General features: G+C 63.9%; 27 protein-coding genes. 16 read left to right on the forward strand and 11 right to left on the reverse strand.

Annotated features, from left to right (window positions below):
• The first annotated feature begins 274 nt into the window (after positions 1-274).
• Both cysE and QX135_RS09765 read left to right on the forward strand, forming a co-directional pair.
• Entirely contained in the window at positions 275-1,105 is an 831-nt protein-coding gene (gene cysE / locus QX135_RS09760; RefSeq protein ID WP_315737485.1) for a serine O-acetyltransferase, read from the forward strand.
• A 280-nt stretch (positions 1,106-1,385) separates the two neighbouring features.
• A complete protein-coding gene (locus QX135_RS09765) occupies positions 1,386-1,598 on the forward strand; it encodes a DUF3126 family protein (protein WP_006611186.1) in 213 nt (70 codons plus the stop codon).
• 102 nt (positions 1,599-1,700) lie between these two features.
• Here QX135_RS09765 and QX135_RS09770 read toward each other — a convergent pair whose 3' ends face one another.
• A complete protein-coding gene (locus QX135_RS09770; protein WP_315776699.1) occupies positions 1,701-2,399 on the reverse strand; it encodes a hypothetical protein in 699 nt (232 codons plus the stop codon).
• A gap of 194 nt (positions 2,400-2,593) precedes the next feature.
• On the opposite strand from QX135_RS09770, the gene QX135_RS09775 reads away from it, so the two are divergent.
• Together QX135_RS09775 and QX135_RS09780 are read left to right on the forward strand one after the other, a co-directional pair.
• Positions 2,594-2,923 carry a DUF6949 family protein gene (locus QX135_RS09775; RefSeq protein WP_172115419.1) on the forward strand — a complete coding sequence of 110 codons (330 nt, stop codon included), beginning with the start codon at positions 2,594-2,596 and terminating at the stop codon, positions 2,921-2,923.
• Between the two features lie 83 nt (positions 2,924-3,006).
• Complete coding sequence (locus QX135_RS09780; RefSeq protein ID WP_315737487.1) at positions 3,007-3,537, forward strand: gamma carbonic anhydrase family protein; 531 nt, start codon at positions 3,007-3,009, stop codon at positions 3,535-3,537.
• A 39-nt stretch (positions 3,538-3,576) separates the two neighbouring features.
• Here QX135_RS09780 and QX135_RS09785 read toward each other — a convergent pair whose 3' ends face one another.
• Both QX135_RS09785 and QX135_RS09790 read right to left on the reverse strand, forming a co-directional pair.
• The gene (locus tag QX135_RS09785; protein ID WP_316176472.1) at positions 3,577-3,744 is read right to left on the reverse strand and encodes a hypothetical protein; all 168 of its coding nucleotides are present in this window, start codon (positions 3,742-3,744) and stop codon (positions 3,577-3,579) included.
• Positions 3,741-4,022: a hypothetical protein gene (locus tag QX135_RS09790; protein WP_315776697.1), complete on the reverse strand. Its 282-nt coding sequence runs from the start codon at positions 4,020-4,022 to the stop codon at positions 3,741-3,743. The genes QX135_RS09785 and QX135_RS09790 overlap by 4 nt, the downstream gene beginning before the upstream one ends.
• Positions 4,023-4,121: 99 nt before the next feature.
• Here QX135_RS09790 and QX135_RS09795 point away from each other — a divergent pair, with 99 nt between their 5' ends.
• The 3 genes from QX135_RS09795 (at position 4,122) to QX135_RS09805 (ending at position 5,344) form a co-directional block, all read left to right on the forward strand.
• Positions 4,122-4,592 (forward strand): hypothetical protein, encoded by a 471-nt coding sequence (locus tag QX135_RS09795; RefSeq protein WP_315798724.1) that lies wholly within the window; start codon positions 4,122-4,124, stop codon positions 4,590-4,592.
• Between the two features lie 158 nt (positions 4,593-4,750).
• Positions 4,751-5,062 carry a hypothetical protein gene (locus QX135_RS09800; protein WP_315754014.1) on the forward strand — a complete coding sequence of 104 codons (312 nt, stop codon included), beginning with the start codon at positions 4,751-4,753 and terminating at the stop codon, positions 5,060-5,062.
• A 129-nt stretch (positions 5,063-5,191) separates the two neighbouring features.
• Positions 5,192-5,344, forward strand: a complete 153-nt coding sequence (locus QX135_RS09805) for a hypothetical protein (protein WP_315737739.1) — start codon at positions 5,192-5,194, stop codon at positions 5,342-5,344.
• A 95-nt stretch (positions 5,345-5,439) separates the two neighbouring features.
• Here the strand turns inward: QX135_RS09805 and QX135_RS09810 are convergent, their stop codons facing one another.
• The 3 genes from QX135_RS09810 to QX135_RS09820 all read right to left on the reverse strand — a co-directional run bounded on the left by QX135_RS09810 (position 5,440) and on the right by QX135_RS09820 (position 7,841).
• Positions 5,440-6,252: a dienelactone hydrolase family protein gene (locus QX135_RS09810; RefSeq protein ID WP_410052028.1), complete on the reverse strand. Its 813-nt coding sequence runs from the start codon at positions 6,250-6,252 to the stop codon at positions 5,440-5,442.
• Between the two features lie 397 nt (positions 6,253-6,649).
• Positions 6,650-7,165, reverse strand: coding sequence for a hypothetical protein (locus QX135_RS09815; RefSeq protein WP_315737492.1), 516 nt, complete (start codon positions 7,163-7,165; stop codon positions 6,650-6,652).
• A gap of 253 nt (positions 7,166-7,418) precedes the next feature.
• A complete protein-coding gene (locus tag QX135_RS09820; protein ID WP_316176470.1) occupies positions 7,419-7,841 on the reverse strand; it encodes a hypothetical protein in 423 nt (140 codons plus the stop codon).
• 332 nt (positions 7,842-8,173) lie between these two features.
• Here QX135_RS09820 and QX135_RS09825 point away from each other — a divergent pair, with 332 nt between their 5' ends.
• Entirely contained in the window at positions 8,174-9,229 is a 1,056-nt protein-coding gene (locus QX135_RS09825; RefSeq protein WP_316234058.1) for a hypothetical protein, read from the forward strand.
• 247 nt (positions 9,230-9,476) lie between these two features.
• Here QX135_RS09825 and QX135_RS09830 read toward each other — a convergent pair whose 3' ends face one another.
• The 3 genes from QX135_RS09830 to QX135_RS09840 all read right to left on the reverse strand — a co-directional run bounded on the left by QX135_RS09830 (position 9,477) and on the right by QX135_RS09840 (position 12,409).
• A complete protein-coding gene (locus QX135_RS09830; RefSeq protein WP_316176468.1) occupies positions 9,477-10,388 on the reverse strand; it encodes a methyltransferase domain-containing protein in 912 nt (303 codons plus the stop codon).
• Between the two features lie 445 nt (positions 10,389-10,833).
• Positions 10,834-11,460 carry a transglutaminase-like cysteine peptidase gene (locus QX135_RS09835; RefSeq protein WP_316176467.1) on the reverse strand — a complete coding sequence of 209 codons (627 nt, stop codon included), beginning with the start codon at positions 11,458-11,460 and terminating at the stop codon, positions 10,834-10,836.
• A 334-nt stretch (positions 11,461-11,794) separates the two neighbouring features.
• Positions 11,795-12,409 (reverse strand): PilZ domain-containing protein, encoded by a 615-nt coding sequence (locus QX135_RS09840; protein ID WP_316176466.1) that lies wholly within the window; start codon positions 12,407-12,409, stop codon positions 11,795-11,797.
• Positions 12,410-12,592: 183 nt separating this feature from the next.
• Between QX135_RS09840 and QX135_RS09845 the strand changes: the two genes are divergently transcribed.
• From QX135_RS09845 to QX135_RS09860, 4 genes are all read left to right on the forward strand, one after another.
• A complete protein-coding gene (locus QX135_RS09845) occupies positions 12,593-13,576 on the forward strand; it encodes an MBL fold metallo-hydrolase (protein WP_316176465.1) in 984 nt (327 codons plus the stop codon).
• A 288-nt stretch (positions 13,577-13,864) separates the two neighbouring features.
• Positions 13,865-14,977 carry a trypsin-like peptidase domain-containing protein gene (locus QX135_RS09850; RefSeq protein ID WP_315776690.1) on the forward strand — a complete coding sequence of 371 codons (1,113 nt, stop codon included), beginning with the start codon at positions 13,865-13,867 and terminating at the stop codon, positions 14,975-14,977.
• A gap of 91 nt (positions 14,978-15,068) precedes the next feature.
• Positions 15,069-16,343, forward strand: coding sequence for a hypothetical protein (locus tag QX135_RS09855; protein ID WP_316176464.1), 1,275 nt, complete (start codon positions 15,069-15,071; stop codon positions 16,341-16,343).
• Positions 16,344-16,346: 3 nt separating this feature from the next.
• Positions 16,347-19,478 (forward strand): tetratricopeptide repeat protein, encoded by a 3,132-nt coding sequence (locus QX135_RS09860; protein ID WP_316176463.1) that lies wholly within the window; start codon positions 16,347-16,349, stop codon positions 19,476-19,478.
• A gap of 64 nt (positions 19,479-19,542) precedes the next feature.
• Here QX135_RS09860 and QX135_RS09865 read toward each other — a convergent pair whose 3' ends face one another.
• On the reverse strand, positions 19,543-20,100 hold the full coding sequence (locus tag QX135_RS09865) for a PAS domain-containing protein (RefSeq protein WP_316176462.1): 558 nt from the start codon (positions 20,098-20,100) through the stop codon (positions 19,543-19,545).
• 523 nt (positions 20,101-20,623) lie between these two features.
• Here QX135_RS09865 and QX135_RS09870 point away from each other — a divergent pair.
• Together QX135_RS09870 and QX135_RS09875 are read left to right on the forward strand one after the other, a co-directional pair.
• Positions 20,624-21,421 (forward strand): rhomboid family intramembrane serine protease, encoded by a 798-nt coding sequence (locus QX135_RS09870; protein ID WP_316177236.1) that lies wholly within the window; start codon positions 20,624-20,626, stop codon positions 21,419-21,421.
• 276 nt (positions 21,422-21,697) lie between these two features.
• A complete protein-coding gene (locus tag QX135_RS09875; protein WP_315737503.1) occupies positions 21,698-22,126 on the forward strand; it encodes a CBS domain-containing protein in 429 nt (142 codons plus the stop codon).
• On the opposite strand, the gene QX135_RS09880 is transcribed toward QX135_RS09875, so the two are convergent.
• Positions 22,113-23,147 (reverse strand): patatin-like phospholipase family protein, encoded by a 1,035-nt coding sequence (locus QX135_RS09880; protein WP_315737504.1) that lies wholly within the window; start codon positions 23,145-23,147, stop codon positions 22,113-22,115. The genes QX135_RS09875 and QX135_RS09880 overlap by 14 nt on opposite strands.
• A gap of 270 nt (positions 23,148-23,417) precedes the next feature.
• Here QX135_RS09880 and QX135_RS09885 point away from each other — a divergent pair, with 270 nt between their 5' ends.
• Both QX135_RS09885 and QX135_RS09890 read left to right on the forward strand, forming a co-directional pair.
• Complete coding sequence (locus QX135_RS09885) at positions 23,418-24,485, forward strand: hypothetical protein (RefSeq protein WP_410052023.1); 1,068 nt, start codon at positions 23,418-23,420, stop codon at positions 24,483-24,485.
• Between the two features lie 81 nt (positions 24,486-24,566).
• Positions 24,567-24,734, forward strand: a complete 168-nt coding sequence (locus tag QX135_RS09890; RefSeq protein ID WP_316176461.1) for an RNA polymerase sigma factor region1.1 domain-containing protein — start codon at positions 24,567-24,569, stop codon at positions 24,732-24,734.
• Positions 24,735-24,768: the final 34 nt, after the last annotated feature.

Here is a 24,768-nt window from a genome sequence, read left to right on the forward strand (position 1 = left end):
TCCTTTTTGCCGCAGCCACGGTGTTCGCCGCTTCTTCCGCCACGATCGTCTTGATTTCGGGTTCCTGCTGCCCACCTTGAGCCGACGGCGGTGCCGAACCGTATGGCGGCGCAACCGGGACGTCACCGGCGGGGCGTAACGGAAATGTCTCAATCCCGTGTTCTCTGGGAGGCGGGCTGGCCGGGATGGATCGCCGGCCTCGCGCAGCCCGCGGAGGACATCGTTCCCGGCGCCGTGCTATAAGGCCCGCCCACTGAAACTGCGAGAAGCAGCCATGGCTATGCACCAGACCAATCCGCAGCAGGGCAGCAAGCTGGCGACGCTTGATCCGATCTGGGATCGGATCCGCCACGAGGCAGAAGAGATCGTGCGCCGCGAGCCTGAACTCGCGACCTTCATCTATTCAACCGTTCTGCACCACGGCCGGCTCGAGGATTCGGTCGTGCACCGGGTTGCCGATCGTCTCGATCATTCCGCGCTGTCGGGCGACCTGATCCGCCAGACCTTCGACGACGCGCTGCGCGACGAGCCGGACCTCGGCCATGCGTTTCGCGCCGATCTCGTCGCCGTCTACGATCGCGATCCCGCCACCTCGCGCTTCATCGATCCGTTGCTCTACTTCAAGGGCTTTCACGCGCTGCAGACGCACCGGCTGGCGCATTGGCTGTATCGCAAGAGTCGCAAGGATTTCGCGTTCTATCTGCAGAGCCGCTCCTCGGCCGTGTTCCAGACCGACATCAATCCGGCGGCGCGCATCGGCCGCGGCATCTTCCTCGATCACGCCACAGGCTTCGTCTGCGGCGAGACGGCCATCATCGAGGACAACGTCTCGATTCTGCATGGCGTGACGCTCGGCGGCACCGGCAAGGAGAATGAGGATCGGCATCCCAAGATTCGTCACGGCGTGCTGATCGGCGCCGGCGCCAAGGTTCTCGGCAACATCGAAGTCGGTCATTGCGCGCGCATCGCTGCCGGCTCCGTCGTCGTGAAGCCGGTACCGAACAACGTCACCGTCGCAGGCGTGCCGGCGAAGATCGTCGGCGAGGCCGGTTGTGCGGAGCCGTCGCGCACCATGGATCAGATGATCAACGCGATCGGGATCTGAGCCGCGAGCGCGTCGGCGACAGCGAAGTCAAGACCTTCTCATCCAGGGAAATTCGTGCCAACACATCGGCGTCTGTGGATTTGACGATCCGCCGTTTGTCTTGGCGGAGTGAATGTGAGATCCACGGCGTCCCTTTCAGGTCGTTCGACATCGCCGGCTCGTCTTGCCTCGATCGGTGGGCCGGAATGTCGAAATCACAATGTCGAAATCACAAGGACACGGACGTTCGCGCTGCAACGTCCTCATCATCCGCAAACCTCGCTGTCGATTGGAGATCACCGTGGACGTTCAGGAAGTCAGGAAGCTCGACGCGTATCTGAAGCGCGTGTTCGGCAATCCCAAGATCCGTGTAGTGCCGCGGCCGAAGAAGGAGGACTCCGCCGAAGTCTATATCGGCGAGGAGTTCATCGGCGTGCTGTTCGTCGACGATGAGGACGACGATCGCTCGTTCCAGTTCCAGATGGCGATCCTGGAAGACGATCTGGTGGAGTAAGTCCTAGAGCGCGTAGCCCGCATGAGCGCAAGCGACATGCGGGTTCACACGCGCTGGGCGAAAGACCCCGGATATCGCTGCGCTCATCCGGGCTAAGACTGACTACTTCGTCGCATGCATCTGCGCCGTCAGCCGCTCCATCGCGGCGGCGACGTCCTGCCACTGTGACAGCCAGCTGCGCGGAAACCGGAAGATCAGATCCGCGCCCTCGACGCGGCGTTCGCTGAGGCACATGCCGGGCGTGGCGGCGTCACGCGTGCAGCGGGCGACCAGCAAAGGCTGTTCGGCCGTGAACAGATCCTCCACGTCGTACGGTGTGCCCGCGCGGAAGCTTCGCATGCTCAGCCCGTCCTGCACCGACACGGCAGCCGGATTGAGGTAGCGCGGATAGATTGTCTTCAGTCGCGTCTCGGGCGACATCGCGTCGTGATGCGCCGATATCGAGACGAAGATGCGATCGATCGGGTGCGGCGCCTGATCGATCTGGTCGGCGCTGACGTGATGCGGCGCCTCGGGCGGCGTGAGCGAGGGATATTCGAAGCCGAGATCGACGCGCTCCTGCGGGCCGGTGTGGCGCTGGACCTTCACCCGGATGGCGGCCGCCGGCACGTTGAACACGGTGCTGCCGATGCTGACCGGCAGGCGCTCGGGCCCCTTGAAGGTGCTGGCGCGCCAGGTCGGCCAGAGCAGGTAGGCAACGAGGGCGATCGCCGCCGCCGCCAGCACGCAGCCCAGGATGATCGGCACGGCATGGCCATGTCCGTTCGAAGGGCGGGCACTGCGGACCGAAAACATCGTCATGGCGGGCAGGGATCTCAAGGCCGAATCAGCGGCGACTATGCCACGGCGATGCGGCATTCCGCAGAAACTTACCTGCAGGGAGCCGCGCACCGGCTGCCGCCGCCGTTAACCGTTCCTTAAGGATAATGTGGCGGGCGCGAGCACTTTTTGCCAAACCAGCATCGGGCTGTTCTGCAAGTGTGTGAGTGCGTACGATGTCGGCAGAGGCGTTCAATTCCCTGTTCTCGCTCCTCATCGGTTTCGCCTTGGCCGGTGCCCTGGCGAGCGGCTATCAGGCCTATGCCGAACGTCCGCCGGGCTTCGAGCTGCTGCAGGAGGGCGTCACGCCCCGGCGCTTCGCCGCGGTGCCGTTCCTGGTGTTCGCCGCGCCCTTCATCATCATGCGCAACACGCTACGCGGCGCGCGCATCGAGCGCCGCCGCTTCGAGTTCGTGATGCTGGCGACCGTCATCGCCGGCTTCTGGAGCATGATGTCCGGCACCTTCGTGGTGATGACGCTGCGCGCCGCGGGCGTGCTGACCTAGTTCCCGTGCCGGGCGCCGCCGCGGCGGTTGCTTGAAATCGCTCTGGCGGCTGTGCCAAGGTCACCTGCGAACGGGAGACCTCGATGGCCATCTACGAACTCGACGGGCAGGCGCCCGAGCTGCCGGCGGACGGCAACTACTACATCGCCGACAATGCCACCGTGATCGGCCGGGTGAAGCTCGCCAAGGAGGTCACCGTCTGGTTCGGCGCGGTGATCCGCGGCGACAATGACTCGATCGAGATCGGCGAAGGCTCCAACATCCAGGACAACGCCACCTGCCACGTCGATCCCGGCTTTCCGCTGCGCGTCGGCCGCAACGTCACGGTCGGCCACAATGTCATCCTGCACGGCTGCACGGTCGAGGACGACGCCCTGATCGGCATGGGCTCGATCATCATGAATGGCGCGCACATCCGCCGCGGCAGCGTCGTCGGCGCCGGCGCCATCATCACCGAGGGCAAGGATTTTCCGGAATACTCGCTGATCATCGGCGCGCCGGCGCGTGTCGTGCGCACGCTGGAGCCGGCGCAGGTCGAGCGCATGGGTATCGCGGCCAAGGCCTATGTCGCCAAGGGACCGCGCTATACCAAGGGCCTGAAGAAGATCGGCTGACCTCGCCGCCGATCGAACTGTCGGGCTATCGGAGATCCCTCACATCCCTTCGGACTCGCCAGCTTCGGCTGCGCTGGCGACACGCTCGTGGCCGCTCGCCCACAGCGCATGCTGCTCGCTGCCGTCGTGATAGGGATTGGCCTCGGCCGGAATGTTCTCGCGCGCGGCGCGCTCGCCCTGCTCGAACGGATCGGGGTCGGTGCTCATGCTGATGCCCTGCTTCTCTGCTTCGGTTTGCGCTTCGACTGGTTTCTGGACTTGTCGTCGGTCTCGCTTTTCCGTTTGCGCGCAGGCTTGCCTGCGCCATCGCCATCCTCCGCAGCGCTCTTGCGCAGCGCGTCCTTCAGATCCGCCGGTACGCCGTGCTTTTCCAACAGGTCCATGAACGCCTCGTCGGCGAGATCCTGCAGACTCAGCATCTGATCGCGGCCCAGCTGCTTGAGCTTGCCGAACGTGTCCTCGTCGAAGGCGATCAGCTTGCGCACGGCTCCTCGGTCTCCTCGCCCCATCAATCCTCTCCGATCAACATTCGTTCCGGAACGCGGTCCGCCCGGTCGGGTTGAAGCGTAAAGGGAGACGGTCACATGGCCAGATCTTCGTTGGGCACTTTGATCGTGATTGCAGGCCTCAGCACGGCCACAGCGGTGTTCGCGCAAGGCGGTGGGGGCGGTGGAGGAGGCGCTGGCGGCGGCGCGCCGGGTGCGGGGGCCGCCGGCACCGGCACGACCGGCATCGCCGCGGGATCAGGGAACGCCGCCGGTCTCGGCAACGCGCAGAACGAAGCCGGAAGCGGCAACAATCCCTCGCGGCTGTCGCAACCGGGGGCGGCAGGCACCAACGGGACTAACAGCCTCGGCACGGCGCAGTCGTCCGGTTCCGGCGCGAGCGGGTCGGGGTCGAGCAATTCCGGCGTCACGACGGGCACGGGTCGTGGAGCGGCGGGAGGCACCGCGGCAACGGGACCGAACCGCGCCGGTGATGCGACCGATGAGCAGATTCAGCAGGAGAACAAGACGGTCGACCGGAAGGTCAAGAGCATCTGCCGCGGTTGCTGAATATTGCCCGCGGCTCCGGACGTCACGCAACGACATCGAGATCGCGCAGATGTGAGCGGGGTTGCCCCCGCGCCGTTCCAAATTCGGCTTAGAGACATCCGGCTGAGAGTACCGAGTGCAATGACATTGTCATGCCGGTTGAATTTGGAGACGGATCGATGCGCAAGAGATTGATGGGATTGCTGGCGGGTGCCGTGATCGCGGCGGCGATGGTGCCCGGCATGGCATCGGCGCGCGGGCCGGGCGGCTTTCATGGCGGCGGTTTCCATCACGGATTCGGTTATCATCATGGCTTTGGTCCAGGCTTCGGAATCGGGTTCGGCTTCGGCTATCCCGGCTACTACGGTTACGGAGGCTATCCTTACTACTACCCGTACACCTACGAAGATCTCGGCGGCTGCTACGTCGCCCGCAAGCGCGTGCGCACGGCGCACGGCTGGCGCTATCGGAACGTCGAGGTGTGTGAATGAAGCTTGGGCGAGGTGACCGGCCGATCCGGTCACTTCGCCTTAACGACATCTCGTCACCTTTTGTTGGCGCTCCGATCGGCGGCGCACAACGGAGAAGTAGCTGGCGCAACGCTTGCATGGGATCCAGGCATGATGAACACACTCACATCCCCTGAACTCACGTTGGTCTTCATGGGCGTCGTCGTCGGCCTGGGCGCAGCGCTGGTCTGGATGGCCTGGGAGCTCGAGCAGGGCGGCAGGCAGCTGGCGAAGATCCGTCGCGACGATCATCGCCTGCGCTAACCGCCGACAGCCCGGAGCCCGCATGAGCGCAAGCGACATGCGGGACGTCTCGCGGAGGCAGTCTTACCCGGTTCGCTCGCCCGGGCGGGCGGCCGTCAGCTCAGCACGCCATATTTCTTGAACCACGCCTGCATCTGCACCCAGCCGTCCTCGGCGGCGTCCTTGCGATAGCTGGGGCGATAATCGGCGTGGAAGCCGTGCGGCGCGCCGGGATAGATCTTGAACTCCGCGGTCTTCTTGTTGTCGGCGAGCGCGGCCTTCATGGCCTCGACGCTGGCGACGGGAATACCGGTGTCGGCCTCGCCGTAGAGGCCGAGGACGGGCGCCTTCATCTCGGGTGCAAGCTGCGTCGGGCTCTTCGGCCAGGGAGGATTGGGCGGATCGATCAGCGGGCCGTAGAACGCGACGCCCGCCTTCAGCGCCGAACTATGCGCCGCATATTCCCACACGTTGCGGCCGCCGCGGCAGAAGCCGACGATGCCGAGGCGCGAGCTGTCGCCGCCCTGCGACTTGGCCCAGGCCACGGTCGCGTCGAGGTCCGACAGCAGCTCCGCGTCGGGCTTGGCATTCACGATCGGCAGCAGGTCCTTGATCTCGGTGATCTTGGTGAGGTCGGTCCCGCTGCGGAAGTAGTAGTCCGGCGCCACGGCCAACGCGCCGAGCTTGGCGAGACGGCGGGTCACGTCCTTGATGTACTGATGCAGGCCGAAGATCTCCATCGCGACCAGCACGACGGGCGGGCTGCTGGCGCTGGCGGGGCGGGCGAAATAGGCCGGCATGTCGCGGTCGCCGACCTTGATCTTCGCATCTCCGGCATTCAGGCCATTGCTGTCGGTGGTGATGACCTCGGCCCGCACCGGGCCGGCAGCCAGCGTGTAGCCGGCCGTCACGGCAGCGGACGCGGTCATGAAGCCGCGGCGTGAGAAGGGGGCGACCGTGGTCAGCCCGATGACATCGGAGGTCAGTGCTGGATCGGCGGACATGGGGGCTCCTCTGCGTCTTGCGGGCGCATTGAGCCGAGAATTGGCTGGGAAAAGCAAGTCACCAGCCGGAGAGCCGCGGCAGTCGGGTCCGTTCCGGGCGGTCGAACGCGATCCCACAAAGAACAAGGCCGTCGGCGCAGTATGGCGCCAACGACCTTGCCAGCCCCGGATATTGAAATTGGCCCTGTGCCATCCTGAAATTGGCTCGCCATCCGGTGAAGGCAGGATGGCGTGACTCCAGGTTTCAATCTGTGAAGCACTTCACAGGGGCCCGGGAAAATTCGGCGGGAAATTCTACGAGCAGGTGTCAGGACCGGCCATATCAGGACCGGTTGCGGCGATGCCGATGGCCGCTGCGGCTGGCATGGGCGCGGGCGCGGATGCTGCGGTTGCGCGGGGCCGGTGCGGCCTGCTCCGAGCTCTGGGTGCTGGCGAAGGACTGGCGCAGGCCGTCGATGGAGTCCTTCAAGGTCGAGACCTGGTCCGAGAGCCGCTTGGTGTCGGCCTGCTGGGCGGCGAGCAGGCGGCGCATGCTCTGCATCTGCTCCTGCATCATCTGCAGCTGATCGATCGATTCCTGCTGGGTGGCTTCCAGGCCCTTGGTCTTCTCCACCAATTGCTCGGACGCCTGCACAGTGCGCGCCTGCAATTGCCGCGTCACCGCGCCGCGCTCGGCTTCCGGCGCGCCCCCATGGGCACGCCACAACATGATGCCGCCGATGCCCGCGACCAGCACCACGAGCGTCGCGGCTGCGAGCGCGATCGGCTGGGCGCCCTTGACGGGGCTCGGGCTGAGCTTCTCAGGGTAGCGTCTGGTGTCGCGCGTCACCGGATTCATCACGAAACCACCCAAATTGAAAAAGCTTCGGATGCTCCTCCCGAAAACTGGGAGAGGCGAAAACTCGAGCAGAGAACGCTGTTCGCCCAGCCCGCAAATCGAGCGTCTGACGGACGAACCAAGTCGTCAAGGTTTGATTAGGAAATCCGACAAAAGCGAGGCCTGCAAGTCCGAAAGCGCGCCGCCGCGCCATGCACCATGCCGGTTCCGTGCGGCGGTCGCGACCAGCCGAAAAATGCGGCGGGACAGATGCTTACTGCGTTGCGCTGCAGTTCCGGCAGATCGTGAGCTTCTGCTTGAGGCGGGCCTCGTCGGCGAGGTCGGCCGCCTGTTCCTCCTCCCAGCTCATCCGGCCCCGATAGCCGGAGCTCGACTGCGCGGACATCACGTCGACCCGCGAGTCGCCACGGCGCTTGGCGCCTTTGCGCGGCGTGCCGATGTCCGGCTCCGTCGCCATCTCGGTGTCGGCTTCGGAGGTGGCGACACGGCCGTCCCAGTCGGCCGCAGCGCTCGTCGGCTGCGCGGCAATCACGGCGGGCGCAGCGGCCATCGCCGGCGTGGCTGCAGGTGCGCCGGCCGAGGCCAGCGGTCCCGAGCAGCCGGTGCCGGACATGCAGCAGTTCGCCAGCGTCAGGGCCGCGGCCAGCAGGGTCGCGCTTCGCAGGATCATCATCATGCCGACAACCTAAACCCGACGGTCGAGGGAAAACAAGGTTGGCCGGCCATTGCCGCGCCCCGCCTGCGACATATCGTCAAAGCAAGGCCAAAAAAAGTTGCGCATCGAGACGACCTTACGCGAGGCGATGACGTGCCTCCCACCGTCCGCGACCCACGGCAAGACGCCGAACTACGAAGTCCGCGACCCCCGCGCCGCCGGGCTTTTTTTGTTCCGGCAGCTCACCCCGGCTTGCCGGAAACTCGGCTTAGATAAGTATAAAAATACCGTTATTGATTGCGTTAGACTCTGAATTCAATCTTAAGTCGATTTTTTGCGCGTGATGGCGAACCATGTGGTATTTGCTAACCGTTTTTCCGGCCGGCAGAGGGGGGGGCGCGCGCGTGCGTGATGGGCACAAACTTTGGTTGTTGATCTATATTGCCATGGTCATTGTATCGGGTTGCCTGGCGGCTCCGATCGCATATGGCGGCAGGGGGATCTCGATCGCCGGATGCAAGCTGGCGCCGGAGCCTGATCAGTTCATCAGCTACTGCAGCGCGCGCCGATTTGGAGACTTCGAGCATGCTGCGTTTTGGTTCGGGATCGAGCGCAGGGCGCTTGCCAACCTGAAGGCAGCCGATGTGGTCTTTACTGGGTCGAGCCGCACGATGTTTGCTTTCAGCACGGCCGAAGTGCGGTCGTATTTTGCCGCACGCGGTCTACGGCAGTTTAATCTCGGATTCGGCTATGAGGACCAGCAGACGTTCTTCTCTGCGCTTGCGGTGAAGCACCATCTGCGTCCGCGTGTGCTGGTGATTGGTGTCGATCCCTATTTCAACGATCGGGTAAGCGAGCCCGCCTTGGCCGCGCTGCATGATGGATGGGAGCTCGGGCGGGCTCTGGTCAAGAAGGGGGAGATGTGGGCCCAGCCAGCCCTGTGCAATTTACGGTTTGTCGACTGCGAAATTGCGCCGACGGCCTTCAGATCCTCAGTGGATGGCTATTTTCGTTGGCGGGATGTGCTGATGGCGGATCGCCAGCGCCCGCGAGTTCGTCGGAGCCAGTTGCGGGACTTTCAGGTCAATGTGCCGCTCTCGGCGATCGAGGCAAACAACTTCTTGAAGCGAATTGGCATGCCTGCCGACTGTGTCGTCCTGGTCCCGATGCCGACGACCGAAATCTGGCCAAAGCCGGATCCGACCAAGCAACTCGCCGAGACGATCGGGGCGATGTATATCGATGCTGATACCGGCGACGATCTCACCTTCGTCGACGAGGCTCATCTGTCATTTGACAGCTCGAAGCGGTTCTCGTCGGAGTTTGTTCGCGCGTTCGACCGGCTGCCGCAGACGTGCTTGAACAATGGTCCATTGCGGGCTCAAGCCTCCGTGCTTCCTGGCGGGTGATGGAGCTAGGACGGTCGAGATCGCCGCTGGCCTCTAACGGCGGACGCTTGCATCTCGGCCTGCTCTCAGCACGGCGTCGTCGAGAGATTCACGGTGACAGTCGATCGTGCCCGACGCGCGAGATATCCTGGCCGCAGCCTTTGCCACGGCCTGGTCGATTGAAGGCGCAGCTGCGCCCGATGGCAGATGCTGATGCCAGCTACGCTTCTCTGGCATCACAATTCGAGGAGCGGTAGGCCACCTTTCGCTATGGCAGCCGGACGGGCGCGCGCCCGCTCCCACGCAGCAGAGCGTAGTTCTTCTGCAGCCAGCGGATAAGGCGGGGGCTCACCGTTCTGTCGAGTTCCGACTCAAGCGCCTCGATGCGATCCTGCAACTGGAGGAGGTCGCTGTAGCGAGCTCGCATCCTTTCGCTCAGTTGGCTGTGGGTCGTAGCGATCTCGAGCGAGGGGCGGAACGCCTGGTCGATCGTCTTCCGCAGGACGACGTGCAGATTGAGCTGGGGGACGCGATTGTTGTCGGCGAGATGTGCCGGCTCATTCAACATCGTATCGCCGCCGAGACAAGTGATGCCGAGAGCGTCGATCCGGTTTTCGCCCGCATGGGTGACTGCGAGGCACTCGATCTCGTAGCCGTTGGCCTGGGCAAGCTCCCGGAAGAACAGCGGCGTGTAGCAGAAGTATCCGTGGTCGAGATAGCCGCTCGCTGGCAGCTGATGGTAGATCACGCCGCCGACCTTCATGGCGTCATGCATCACTTCGAAACAGTTCCACTGATTGACGATGTGCTCGGTGGTACCGAAGTTGAGAACCACGTCGAAATGGCCACGGAGCTGCGAAGGGAGTTCGTCGAAGTTGAGATCCAGGATGTTGGTGTTCTTCAGCCCGGGACAAACATCGATCGCCTCATATTCGATGTTTGCGAGATCCGTGATCTCGGAAAGCATCGTCGTTCTCTCGTCCGCTCTTGGCGTCGAGAAGTGGACGAGCCGATCAACGGTTGTTGCGTCAGGACGCGGCTGTCCCAGGCGCTCGACGATTTCCGTGATCTGCTCGGCGCGTGCGAAATAGATGGTCTGCGGCCCGATATCGAGAATTCTGTTTTTGCTGCCGGTCAGATGTCCGTTCCGCTGCAAGTAGATCACGGCATCGAGGTTCATCCCCATAGCAATGCCCCGCGCTAAAGTGGAAGAACTCTAGCACCACAGTCTCAGCACGATCAATCTTCACGTGTTGATTTGGAACGCAGCTGATCTTGGATTGTATGGCGGGGCTGCAGCAGCCGCCAGTTCCTCAAAAAACGAGTATACTGAAAGACTTGCGCCTCGCGTACGGGCTCGAGGAACTGCGCGATCAGGTCAGTCGGGCCTGGCCCGAGCGGCCGAAGTGACGGGTGGATCGGCGAGCGGGACCGGAACGGTGCTGCCAAGCCGTGGAATTCAAGCGGTTTTCGTGAATTTCGGCTGGCTCAAAAAAGTTGCGGCCAGGCCTTGGGGGAGGCCTGGCCGCGCGCGAACCGGTCTGGGACGGGGAGGGGTGGGGATGTGACCGGGTCGCGTAACTCGAATTCGTGTCTCGCCTCTCTGATCAGCGTTCGCGGACGCCTTAGCGTTCTCTTGCGCTGGCGGTGGCCACTGCCGGGCGACCGTCGCCGAGCGAGACCCAGACGTTGGGATCGCCCTGCGACTGCCGCTTGACGAAGCGGTAGCCGGTCTCGGTCCAGGCGACGACGCTCTCGTTCTGATTGTCGAGCACGTATTCGCCCTTGTCGGTCTTCACGGTGAGGACGGCGTGTCCTTCACCCTTCTTGTCGCGCACCACCGTGATCAGCAGCGCCTCGCGGGGCCAGCCGGCATCGATCAGCAGCTTGCGCTTCAGCAGCACGTAATCCTCGCAGTCGCCGTAGCCGTCCGTCGGCAGCGACCATTTCTCGACCACGCCCCAATGGTCCATGTCGGTGATGGGCTTGACGTTCTCGTTGACCCAGCGATTGACCTTTAGCAGATCGCGCCAGGCGGTCTGGGACAGCACGATGTCGCGGGGCTGCGACGCGCCGCCGCGGCATTCCTCGGGCGTCTCGGTGCAGAAATCGACCCAGCCGATCGGCGCCCGTGCGGTGTCGCCAAGGCTCGCATAGAGCACCCGGTCATCGCCGGCATGCGCCATCCCGCCCATCGCCATCAGGAAGGCTGCGACCGCCCACCCTTTTGCCTGTCCCGTCCGCTTGACCATTTTTGGCCCCCCGTTTTCGTTGGGACCATGTGTCTCACAAAGATTTTTCGCTGCCGCTAAATCGCCACGATGGATTTGACGCAAATCCAAGTAAAACAAAGGGCTTATTCGACTTTCACTTGAATCGAACTTAGCTAAAATTTGAATCGTTCGGGGTTGAATCGAATGCGCGGCATTAAGCCGGGAACCGCTGCCGTTGCAGGGTCTGCCGCGCTTTGCCCGCCAGCCATTAACCGCGCCGGACCACCTGTGCGCTGGCCGAACGCCACACGGCGTCCGCGGTGGCGGACGTCGTGTGCTCCGTGAAGTTGCGGGATTTCAGAGGCTTGCGGCTTTACCGCGCGGTAACGCTGTCTTCGAGCGTTTCGGCGAGCTGGGCGTGCAGGAACTCGATCGCGAAGCCGCCTTCGAGATTTCGCACCACGCGCGCCTGCACGCGGCCGAGCAGGACCTGCGATTTCAACGGTGGCCGGGTCTCGGCCGCGATCGCCGCGCCCGACAGCGACATGTCGATGATGCGGCAGGTCATCTTGGTGCCGTCCTCGAGCGTCAGCACCGCGATCGGGTTGCGCGGAATGATACGGTCGTGGCGGCGATCCTCCGGCAGGTTGAGGATGTCGCGGTTGGCGAGCCAGGTCAGCTGCGCGGCGAGCTTGTCGCGCTTGCGCGCGGTGGCGCCGATCGTCATCGCAAAACCGTTGTCGATGATGCGGGTGATCTTGCCTTCGACGCGGCCGATATGGTCGAGATAGGCGATCACGCGGTCGCCGACATTGCCGATGCCCGGCGCGAGCAGCGCGAGGCCGCCCGGCGACATGTTGATCACCTGGCAGGGAAACTCACGGCGGTCCGGCAGCATGTAGCGGCCGAGCAGGTGGACCTTGACCCGCTGGAAACGGCGGCGCTCCTCGGCGGCCGGAAGAGAGAGTTTTTTGTTCGGCAACGCCATGTTTCGCCACTCAAAGCCGGCTCTTAGCGTGCCGGATGATCCAGTGTTGAAACTAAGTCCTGCACGGTTAATTCAGCGTTACGTTGTGCTCCTGCAGCACGCTGCCACGGCCTTTGACGAGCTGATAGAATGGGCAGGCGCGGCATCGCGCCAATGACACCAGTGAAGACGGGAGAGACGTTCATGCGGAACTGGTTGGGAGCCGTGGCAGTCGTGGTCTGCGCAGCGGTTGGATCGTCGCCGGCCGCGGCGGCCGAGATGAAGGTGACCCTGCTCGGGACGGGCACGCCGACGCCGCGCCTGTCGAGCTTCAGCGCCTCCACCCTGATCGAGGCCGGGCCGGAGCGGCTGCTGTTCGACCTCGGACGCGGCTCCACGATCCGCCTGTTCCAGAAGAACATCCCACTCGGCAGCGTCACCGCGCATTTCCTCACCCATCTGCATTCCGATCACGTGGTGGGGCTGCCGGACATGTGGCTGAGCGGATGGATCGGCACGCCCTGGGCCTCGCGCAAGGGGCCGATGGTCGTGTTCGGACCGAAGGGAACAGTGGCGATGACGGAGAATCTCACCAAAGCCTTCTCCGAGGACATCCGCATCCGCATCGATGACGAGCACTATCCGCCCGAAGGCGTCGCCTTCGCCGCGGCCGATATCGGGCCGGGCGTCGTCTACGAGCGTAACGGCGTCAGGGTCAGCGCCATCGAGGTCAATCACGGCGAGAAGATCAAGCCGGCGCTCGGCTATGTCGTCGAGTTCGACGGCAAGAAGGTCGTGCTGTCCGGAGACACCAAGCCCGATCCGCGGGTGGAGAAGGCGGCGAAGGGTGCCGATCTTCTGATCCATGAGGTCGCCGTCATCGATCCGGAACTGCTGAAATCCTACCCGAACTACCGCGCCATCGAGGACCACCACACCTCGCCCGAGGAGGCCGGCAGGATCTTCAGCGAGGCGAAGCCGAAGCTCGCAGTCTACTCGCACATCGTGTTTGCGACCGTGAAGCCGGTCCAGGACGTGCCGGAGGATGCGCTGGTCGCGCGCACGCGCACGGCCTATCAGGGCCCGCTTGTCGTCGGGCGCGATCTTACTTCGTTCGTCATCTCGGATCACGTCGCCGCGTTCGCTTCCGACGGCGGTCTGCTCACCCCGCTGACCGGCTCGCGGTGAGGCGCGGGACGTAGCCCCGATCGCGTGGCCCGCATGCGATGCGACCAGAGGTCGTCGCGACAAGATCCACACTCTCCAGACCGGATCTGGCGGCCTCCCGTCCCTCCGGTGACTTCAGCGGGAGGTTACATACCGTCAACAACACTCTTGAAAGTAGAGCTTGAGCGCAGCACATTGTTCTGTGGAGCAATGAGGGGCACCGAGACGACGAGCCCATCGGCTTCAACGAGACGTCGTGTGCCGGTCGTCGGCCGGGCGGGCACCTCAGTTCGCGCAGGATCTGGTGCGATGATACCGGGCATCGATTTCGGCGAGTTCCAGGAAGCGCTTGTCGCAGCGTTCAATCCTAGAGAATTGGAGATGATGGTCCGCGTTCGATTAAACGAACGGCTGGAAGACATTGTTACACCCGGTCCGAACAACTACGTGGCGTTTCAACTGATCGACTGGGCGGAGCGAAAGGGCGCGACGATCGTCGTCGATTTGGCCCGCGCTGCGTATCTTACGAAGCCTGACCACGAGAAGATACGACGCCTCTACGAGAAATTCGGCATGGCGCCGACGATGTCGGTACAGAACGCGGGCAAGTCCGTCACCGCGGCACCCGAGCGTGCCACCGCAAGCGGCCTCGAAGCGATCGTGCGTCCGCGACTTAAGACCTTCGATATGGGCGTGTGGCGGGGATGCATGGCACAGATCGAGGGCCAAGTTTGCCGCATTGAGTTTGACGGCAACGCGATGGGAACCGGCTTCTTGATCGGACCGGATCTCATCCTGACCAACTATCACGTGCTCGAGTCCGCGATCGAGGGGACGGCACGTCCGGCCGCGATCGCCTGCCATTTTGATTACAAGGTTCTCACCGATGGCTCGCGCTCGGAAGGAGTTGTCGTGCCGCTGCACGATTCAGACTGGCGCATCGACTTCGCGCGTTACAGCCAGGCCGAGGCCGAAGGTCAGCCGGACCGAGATCTTCCGGCGGTCGACGAACTCGATTTCGTACTCGCCCGCTTGGCGCGATCCATCGGCAACGAACCGATCGACAAGAACGCCGGCTCCGGTGCCCCGCGACGGCGCTGGATCGCAATGCCCAAGACACAGCCGCCACTTGAGATCGACATGCCGCTGCTGATAGCCCAACATCCGGACGGGAGCCCTTTGAAGCTCGCCGTGGACACGCAAGCTGTGCTCGGCGTGAACGGCAACGGCACGCGGGTTCGCTATGCCACTAACAGCGACCGAGGCTCATCGGGGTCCCCGTGCTTCAATATGGAATGGTCGCTGGTTGCGATGCATCACATGGGCGACCCTGCCTGGGGCTCGCCGAAATTCAATCAGGGCATTCCGATTGGAATGATCCGCCAGCGGCTTGCAGGCAAGATCGAGTTCGAGGCGCCATGATGCGCTGGGTCCGCTTCGCTTCAAGTGAAAGGGCGTAGAGGCCATGGTCGAGACAGACGCTGCCGGCTCCGCGAAAGGGGCGGACTCTCTCTTGGACAAGAAGCTGCTCCATGGCATCTGCGATGCGTTCAACATGAACGATCTGAAGATCCTGGTTCGCACGACGATGGGCAAAGTCGTTTTCAATCGACTGTCCTGGGACCAGCCGAAACCGAACATCGTCCTCGATCTCCTGGATATGGTCGAAGGGGACGGCCGGCTTCTCGACCTGCTCAATGGCATCAAGAACTGGGAGGATCAACAGTCCAACGAGGTCCTTCAGAGGGTTGTCGACGAGCACCTCGATCGCATTTCCACCCCGGCCAGCGTCAAGACACTCAACACCGGGATCAATAGCCTGCGTCGGGAAGTCGAGGAGGACGCCGGGATACGCTCCGTCGTCGCGGCCTCGCGCAAAACGCTCGACCAGGTCAGCAGCAGAATCGACGCTCTTTTTCATTACAAGGAGCTGCACGATTGCCTGCACGACATCCAATTGCGACATTACCGCGAGATCATCGATTGTGCCAAGGAACTGGGGCGCGATCCGCAAGCATCGTTCGGGCTCCAACAACACGTCATCGACCTCGCGAAAATCTGCAGCCGCGTGCGCGAGGCGGCCGAACTGCTCCCGGAGGTCGGCGCCGATCGGACGCATGTGCGGGGCTGGATAGAGGAGCTCGAATCGGCGATTCCGAAATTGCGGAAGGCCGTTCGCGAGGAGGATACGCACGATGTGATCACTGCGGTGTTCCCGTTTCGGAGCGTGATCGTCTCCGAACAGAGCAGGGTCAATGCATCGCTCAACCGATATGCCGAAGAGCTCCCGTTGCGAGAGCTGAGCGAAATCCTCGCCAATGCTGTCGCCGCCAAGCCGGCAGGGGATGCGTCGGCTGCCGACCTTCAAGAGGCGATCGCGTCTTTGAGGAACATCAAGTCGCAACTGAGTAGCCGGGTTGCGGAACACGACAAATGGCAGAGAATCGAGAAGGATTTCTGGGAGGCCGAAGACAACATCGAAAAGAACACACCGGAATCGCTCGACCTGTTCAAGGAATTCTGGCCGGCGATCAAGTCGCGCGTCGACGAGATCGCATCCACGCAGGCTGAAGCGGACTGGGCGAAGGATGCGAAGGAGTACGCCAGCCGGGTCGACGAGACGATCGCCAGCCACGTTACCAATTTCGGCACGCTGCGCAGAAATTTCAAACTATTCCGCGATACGGCGCTTCTTCACTTCTTCAATGTCGATCGAGATCTCAAGGCGCAGTGTGGAGACATCCTGAAGATCCGTGAGCCTCTGCGAGAACTGTCTGACAAGGTGTGAGCCATGTCGAAAGATCACCAAGTTGCGCCGGACGCCTCAGGACCGGTGCCGTCAACATTCACCTCGCTAACCGAATTGCGCGCCGAACACATCGCGTTGATGCGCGCGGCCCGCGATCGAGAGAACGACCAAGATCTGCTTGCCGACGTCCATAAGTTCGTCGATCGGGCGCAGGCGGCGGGACGATGGATAGATTCGCCGGCCGACCGCGAGGCTGCCCAGAACATCATTACCTACTGGACGTCGTATCAGTTTTCGGCCGGCGATCGGGAGGCTCTCTCTGCCACGCTGCCCGCCCTCGCCCCCTTCGACCCATCGCACGCCCCGGACCTCACCAGCGCCGCCAATCCCTACATAGGGTTGAACCCGTTCGACGAAGGCGACGCAGGGCGCTTTTTCGGGCGCGAGGAGGCTGTCCGAAGACTTCTGGAGCAGCTTCGCGAACAGCGAACAGTGCTCGTCACCGGCCCGATGGGAAGCGGCAAGACATCGATTGTAATGGCCGGCGCCATCCCAAGGATGAAGTCGCAGATTGCCGGGGAAGGCAAGAGCCCGCTCGTTCTGGTCGTAGTTCCGAGAGCAGATCCGTTCGCCGCGTTGCTCACGAGCATATATGAGGCGGCTGCCAATCCCGCATTACTCAAACTCGAAACATGGATCACCGAGCAGAAGCAGAAGCTCGAACGTTCGCCAGAGCTTTTTGGCGCCCTGCTCGACGGCGTATTTCCGGGGCGGCCCGTTATCATGGTTGTCGATCAGCTCGAGCAGATCTTTACGATCTGCTCGGACGAGAAGACGAGGGAGGGCTTTGTTCAGGCACTGGTCGGAGCGCGTGGCCAGCCGGACCGGACCATCCTCATTATCGAGGAGCGGTACCAGCAACCGGCGCTTCAGCTCGCCGCGCTCAAGTCACTCGGGGAGAACCCGGCCGCGCGCTTCTCGCTTGCGCCGCCCAACGCTGCCGAAGTGCAGCACATCATCGAGAGCGCGGCCACCACGGTCGGGCTCAAGTTCGACGAGGGAATCGTCGAGGACCTCGCCAAGAGCGTTGCCGGCGATGCGGGCGCGCTGGCCATGCTGCAATTTGCCCTTGGAAGGCTGTGGGACCAGCGCGAGCGCAACCGCATCACCTGGGAAGCCTATCATAAGGTGGGCAAGCCGCGAGACGCTCTGATCCGTACAGCAGAAGCGATTTACGCCGGTCTGACGTCTGACGACCAGGCGGCCGCGAGGTGCGTCTTCCTGCAACTGGTGCAGCCCGATGTGGAGGGGTTCATCCGCCGCCGGGTGCGGCGGGACGTTCTGGTGCAGATCGCGCCTGCCGGTCGCGTCGACCATGTTCTGGAGCGATATGTGGATGCCGAGCTCATCCGGCGCAGCCCAGGCGTCGGCTGGGACGACGATCGCTTCGATCTGGCCCACAGCGCGCTGATCGACGGCTGGCCGCGATTGCGCGACTGGCTGCAGGACGAGCGGAACCGCTCCAAGGCGAAGCTGCAGCTCATCGCGACGGCGCAGCGCTGGCAGGCATCCGGCTTCGACGCCGGTTATCTGCTCTCCGGCGCCGCTCTGGACGACGCGGCGTCCTACATGGAGGGCGCGCCGGAGCTCAAGGAGCTCGTGGCGGCCAGTCGGGCCCACAACGAGCTGCAGGCGCGACGATATTCCCGCGCCAGGAACGGCGCGCTGATTGTCATGGCGGCCTTGCTCGTTTTTGCGGTGTGGGGCTGGCGAAAGGCGGATTTGGAGGAGCAATCCGCGCTGCGGAGCGCGAAAAGTGCATTTTCCGTCGTCGGGAGCGTGCTCGATGTAATTCAGGATCAGCTCAATACCGGCGCAATCCAGGTTTCGAGTGCTGAACGGCTGCTGCGCGGCGCCGAGAAGATCTTCGGTGCCGTCGAGAATCGGCCGGAAGTCATGGAGTATCGCGCCAAGCTGCTGACGAAGTTCTCGGATGTGTACCTGCTGGTTGGAGCACATGACGCTGCCTTAACACAAATCGAAGAGGCCAAAGACCTCGCTGACCAGCTCCTCGAGAGCGACGCCGAGAACGACGAGTGGAAGAAGCTGCGTTATGAGGTTGCGTTCCGACTCGGAGACGCCTTCGAGGGCCGTGACCTGAAGCGATCCGCAGCGGAACTTGATTACGCGCTACGGATTGCGCAGCGGCTGGCTGACAAGAATCCCGCGGACGGCGCAGCGCGCCCAAGAATCGCATTCGTCGAGAACAAGATTGCGGACAGCCTCCTGAATACGGACTGGAAGGGCGCGCTGGATTGGTACCGGAAATCCCTTGCGATTGGCACCGCTCTCCTGGCTCAGGACCCGAACGATCCGGATGCGCAGAAGGCCGTGGCGGATGCTCGGACCCGGATCGGCGATGTCCTTGCTGCGCACGATCGTCCGAAGGAAGCTCTGGCGGAATACGAGCAGGCAATGACGATACGGGAAGCCCTGGTCCGCAGGGAGCCGAAAAACAACATCTATCGATCCAATTTGTCGAGGATCTACGAGCAGATCGGCCGCGTGTACAAGATGCAAGACCAGCTCGACGACGCACTGAAGTACTTCCAGAAGGCAGTCGACCTCTCAGCCGGCCTCGCCCGCGACGATCCCGACAAGGTCGACTGGAAAATTCGCCTCGCCCGGCAATACGTCATCATCGGCGATTCGGTGGCAGAACAGGACCCGGCGGGCGCGATCGACAAATACCGCAGTGCTCTGGCAATTCGCGAGGAGATCACCGCAAAGGGCCTCAATAAAGTGGCATGGACGCGCGACGTAGCCGACACACACGATAGGCTTGGGAGCGCCTGGCGAAGGCAGCACGACTTCGTAAACGCGCTCAAGGAATATGATGCCGGTCTGCAAATCCGGCTGCAGCTCGCGGGAAGGTTTCCCGACGATAGCAAGCGTCAACTTGAGCTGGCGGAAGGCTACGAGCGCATCGGTGACGCCGCGCGCGAGCAGAGCGAGCCGGGAAAAGATGACCGCTCCCTGCAAGACGCCGTCGACGCCTATCGCAAGGGCCTCGTCGTCGTCAACGCACTCATGGCCAAAGACCCGAAGAGCGGGGCAGAGAAGGTGCGCGAAAGGTTCCAGACGAAACTCTCGGCCCTTACAACAATCCGCTAGCGGTCACGCAATTGGAGTATTTGCGGTTGCTTCTGCACAGAAGTCCTAACTACGCGCGCCGCAGTCAGCGCAGGCCCTCATACACCATCAAGCCGCGGGCGAGCGCGAGCTTGCGCAGCGCGCGCGGCACGATCGGCTCGGCCGGCGGATGGATGTAGCGCCATGACACCATCTCCAGCGGTCCGAGCGCGCCTCGCGGCGTCTCGAACGGGGCGAGCAGGCCGGTCAGGCTGATCGGCTCGTGCGCGCGCGTCGCGAACGGCAGCAGCAGCAGCTCGAAATGCGCCGTCGTGCGATCCGGTCCCTGCGCCCTGACGCCGGCGATCGCCGGCAGCGTCTCCTCGCACACGACCATCGCGATCTCTTCGATCTCGCGGCGGCTGGCGGGCGCGAACTGCGCCGGGAAGCTCCTGTCCTTGACGTCGCCGCCGAGCAGGGCGCACAGCCGCGTGCCGGCCATGCGGAACGGAAAGCCGCTGTCGGCGTCGCAGGACAAGACGAAGATGTCGCCGAGCAGCTCGCGCACGGCCGACGGCTCGAAGTCGCAGCGCTCCGGCGCCTTGGCATGGCCACGCCTGTCGTTCCAATAGGCGAAGAGCTCGCGATTGGACGGATGTTTCATCTCGGTGATCCCTCGCGCCCTCGACGTCACGGAGGACATTGCTGTCCCGCTTTCGTCCAGGCGCCTCCCTGGTTTGTTTTCGCAGGAGGGGCGGTGCAGCGTCCATGCCGATGGTGCGATCGTGCCGGCTTTCCCCCGGCCTTCCGCGCGTTAAGGTTAAATTAACGATGAGCTTGGCGGCCGCCGAGCGATCGTTAACAATGCGTTCATCAGATCGCGGCCGGACGGTGGAAGGTCCGCCGCGATACGGTGAGGTACACGCAGGCGGCGTCAAACAAGTCTGGTCGTCGCGACGGGGCGGGGTGGGGAAAACAACCTCGGGCGCTCCGGACGCGGCAAAGGCCGGCAAGTCTCGGAGGGAGGGTTTTCTCAGGACCCTCCCTCGTTCTTTTTGCGGATCCGCCGCCCTTTCTCCGCCGCTGCCACCGCGCCGCACATCAACTCTGCCGCCGTGCGCTTGCACAGGCCGGCCAAAGCCGCCTATCTGACGGATCTGTTCCTCTCGTCGAAGGCGTGCGTTCCGTTGGATTCCTCCTCGTCAGACCTCACGCAGGATCCGCCGCTCCAGCAGGCGCGGGAGCCGATTCTCAATCTGCCGGGCGCACTGACCGCCTACATCCTGCTGATCGCGGTGATCCATCTGCGCGTGCTGTTGCCGGACGAGTGGAACGGCTGGATCATCGACCTGTTCGCCTTCGTCCCGAAACGATACGACCAGACCCTGATGGACGGGGCGTTTCCCGGCGGCACGCCGGCCAAGATCTGGACCTTCGTCAGCTATTCGCTGCTGCACGCCAATCTGGCGCATATCGGCTTCAACGTGCTGTGGCTGCTGCCATTCGGCAGCGCGCTCGCGCGCCGCTTCGGGGCGGCCCGGTTCTATCTGTTCATGGCGGTGACGGCGGCGGCCGGTGCGCTGGCGCATCTGCTCACCCATGAGCACGCGCTGGCGCCGATGATCGGCGCCTCGGCCTCGGTGTCCGGCACCATGGCGGCTGCGATGCGCTTTGCCTTCGTGAGCGGCAGCTTCCTGTCGTTCACCCGCGGCGATGCCGAGGCGGCGGCCAGGGTTCCGGCGCTGTCGCTGACGCGTGCGCTGCGCAATCCGCGGGTGCTCGGCTTTCTGGCAGTGTGGTTCGGCGTCAACATCGTGTTCGGCATCGGCGGCATCACGCCCGGCGCCGAGGGCGCCGACGTCGCCTGGCAGGCTCATATCGGCGGCTTCATCGCCGGCCTGATCCTGTTTGCGCTGTTCGATCCCACCCCGCATGTGCGTGACGATGCTGCGCCTGCGTTACCGTCCGACGTGGTCGACCGCTAGTTGCCGCAATCCTGCGCTTGCGAGCGCAGGTGATTTCATTCATCATTTACGTCCACTGCAACCGGAGCACGATTCCGGATGAACGAAAGCAGGCCATTTTGTGCCGCGCAGGCCAGCCTGCCGAGTGCAATGCAACCAAAGCGTAATCGGGAGGATTGGATCCGTTGCGTTGCCAGACTGTTGATTGAAGACTCGCTTGACTGACGATCGCTGGAAGCATCGGCCGCAACGACGCCTCGCTCAAGAAGGCACACCGGCCCCTGAAGGAGACGAGCAATGACAGTACGTGCGATCCTCGACATCAAGGGCCATCAGGTCGAGAGCGTCGAGTCCCAGACCACACTCGCCGAAGCCGCCAAGCGGCTCGCTGACCGCAAGATCGGCGCGGTGCTGGTGATGTCGGGCTCCCGGATGGAGGGCATCCTATCCGAGCGCGACATCGTCCGCGCGCTCGGCGAGCGCGGCGCCTCGGCGCTGACCGAGCCGGTGTCGAACGTGATGACGCGGCGGGTGGTGAGCTGCAAGCCGGCGGATACCGTCGCCTCGATCATGGAAGTGATGACGAACGGCAAGTTCCGCCATCTGCCGGTGATCGAGGGCGGCGTCGTCGTCGGCCTGATCTCGATCGGCGACGTCGTGAAGTGGCGCGTCCAGGAATACGAGACCGAGCAGGAAGCCCTGCGTCAGTACATCAAGACGGCGTAGTCGTCGCTCCGCCGCCGGTCGGCGTCACCGCGCCGGTCGCCTGGCCGATGGTCTCCTGGATCGAATCCAGCGCACGTTCGGCCGCCCTGGTGCCGAACGCGATGAGGTCGGCCGCGCGGTGGAAGTCGAACCAGCCGATCTGGCCGACGCGCGGCGAGATCAGAAGGTCCGGCGGATCGCCGGCGAGACGTGCGCGGGTGATGCGGTCCTGCATGATGTTGAAGGCATCGACCATCACCGACGAGATGCCCGGGCGGCCGCCGCCGCCAAAGAACTGCCGCTTCACCGCGCGCTCCGGCGAGAACAGCCTGCCGAAGCGGCGCTTGGGCGGCGCGCTCTCCATCACCGTTTCCGGCACCTCGACCGGCTGGCCATGCGAGTAGATCGTCGTCGAATGCGTGAACACGTCGCTGGACAGGTTGGCGGCGATCACGATCTCGGCGCCGAGCGCGCGCGCCGCCGACACCGGCACCGGGTTCACCATGGCGCCGTCGACCAGCCAGCGGTCGCCGATCAGGACCGGCGCGAAGATGCCGGGCAGGGCGTAGGAGGCGCGCATCGCATCGACCAGGCTGCCATGGGTCAGCCAGATCTCGTGACCGGTGCGGATTTCGGTCGCCACGGTTGCGACCTTCATCGGCAGCTCCTCGATGGTGACGCGGCCGAGCGAGGCTTCGAGCTGGGCGGCGAGCTTCTCGCCGCCGATCAGGCCGGAGCCGTTGAGGCGGATGTCGAGATAGCCGAGGATGTTGCGCATCTGCAGGCTGCGCGCCCATTCCTCCAGGGTATCGAGCTGGCCGGCCGCATAGGCACCGCCGACCACGGCCCCGATCGAGGTGCCGACCACGACGTCGGGCACGATGCCGTGCGCCATCAGGGTTCGGAGCACGCCGATATGGGCAAAGCCGCGCGCCGCACCGCCGCCGAGTGCCAGGCCGATGACCGGCTTGCGGATCGTCCCAAGACCGACATCGGAACCTTCGGTTCCGCTCGCACGGCGTCCTTTCAGAATATCCAGCACCGAGATCTCCACGCCTACGCATACTGTGTGCAATGAGTCGGCAACGGACTCATGACGCATGACAGCCTAGCACCAGCCTACCAGAAGCATCCTTTATGCCGGGTCGACGGAAGCATCGGATGCCGCTGATGTGAACGCTCCCCTGGACGGAACTGCGCGCCCCGGCGGCTCACCGCCGGAGAATGCGACCAAGTCGCACGCCGCTCATGCGGTTCCTCGGGGACAGTTGAGTAGAGGCTTGAATTTGCCGCGTTTTCGGTCAAAAGCAGGATGATGACGACAGGTCGCGGGTTCACCAGATTCCGGCGCAGCGGGCGGCTATGGCTTGTGCTCGCCTTGTCGTGCCCGCTGACCGGGCTCTCGATGTCGCCGGCCGCAGCGCAACTGTTCAGCGACAGGCCGCCGCCGGTTCCGCCGGCCTCGGTGCCCGATCCCGGGGCAGCGGTCAGCCTGGCACCACCCTCCGGCCCCATTCCGCCGCCGGCACCCCAGGCGCTGCCGGGACCGCCGGTCGCCGCGATTCCACCCGGCGCGCCGGCTGCGATCCCCCCGGTTGCCGCTCCGCCGGCCGCAGCCCCCAATCAGGGCGTGCTGTCGCTGTCGGCGCGGTTCGGCAAGGACCTGCCGAACATCAATGGCGGGCTGGTCTGGCGCGTGTTCGCCGACCGGCCGGACGAATCCGGCGCCTTCAAGATGCTGCGCGAGGATCGCGGCGCGACGCCGAACATCGTGCTGCCGCCCGGTACCTATGTCGTTCATGTCGCGCTCGGCCTCGTCAGCGCGGTCAGGTCCGTGAACCTGAAGCCGGAGACCGATCGCGAATCCTTCGTGCTGCCGGCCGGGGGCCTGCGTCTCGAGGGCAGGGTCGGCACCAGCAAGATCCCGCAGAACCAGATCTCGTTTGCCATCTATAAGGGCAGCCAGTTCGACGGCCGCGAGCGGGCGCCGCTGGTGCCGAACGTCGCCGCCGGCGACATGCTGATGCTGCCGGAGGGGACCTATTACATCGTCTCCAACTATGGCGACGCCAACTCGGTGGTGCGCTCCGACATCCGCGTCCAGGCCGGCAAGCTCACCGATGTCACGGTGACCCATCGCGCCGCGGTCATCACCTTGAAGCTCGTCTCCGACAAGGGCGGCGAGGCGCTCGCCAACACGGCCTGGTCGGTCATCAACCCCGGCGGCGACGTGATCAAGGAATCGATCGGCGCCTTCCCCAAGGTCGTGCTGTCCGAAGGCGACTACCGCGCCATCGCCAAGAACGAAGGCAAGGTGTTCGAGCGCTCCTTCAGCGTCGTCAACGGCGTCGACGGCGAGGTCGAGGTGCTCGCGCGGTAAGCGGCTCGCACGTGAAATGGCCCCGCAGAAGGACACCGACTCTCCCCGCTATCTATGAGAGCCAGTCTCCGGGAGAGCCGCATGCAGATATTCGACGTCATCCGCCAGGCCATCGAGATCGGCGAGAAGGGCTGGATCACGTTCGACGAGCTGAACGCACTTTGCCCGGCTAACACAGTCGACCCCGAGGACATCGAGCGGATCATGCGGGCGCTCAGCGACGCAGGCATCCGTCTGGAGGAGGACTGATGCAAGAACAGCGTTTTGGGCAGGAGCGCGCCTG

The organism is Bradyrhizobium sp. SZCCHNR1098 (genome assembly GCF_032489375.1).
Lineage (GTDB): Bacteria > Pseudomonadota > Alphaproteobacteria > Rhizobiales > Xanthobacteraceae > Bradyrhizobium.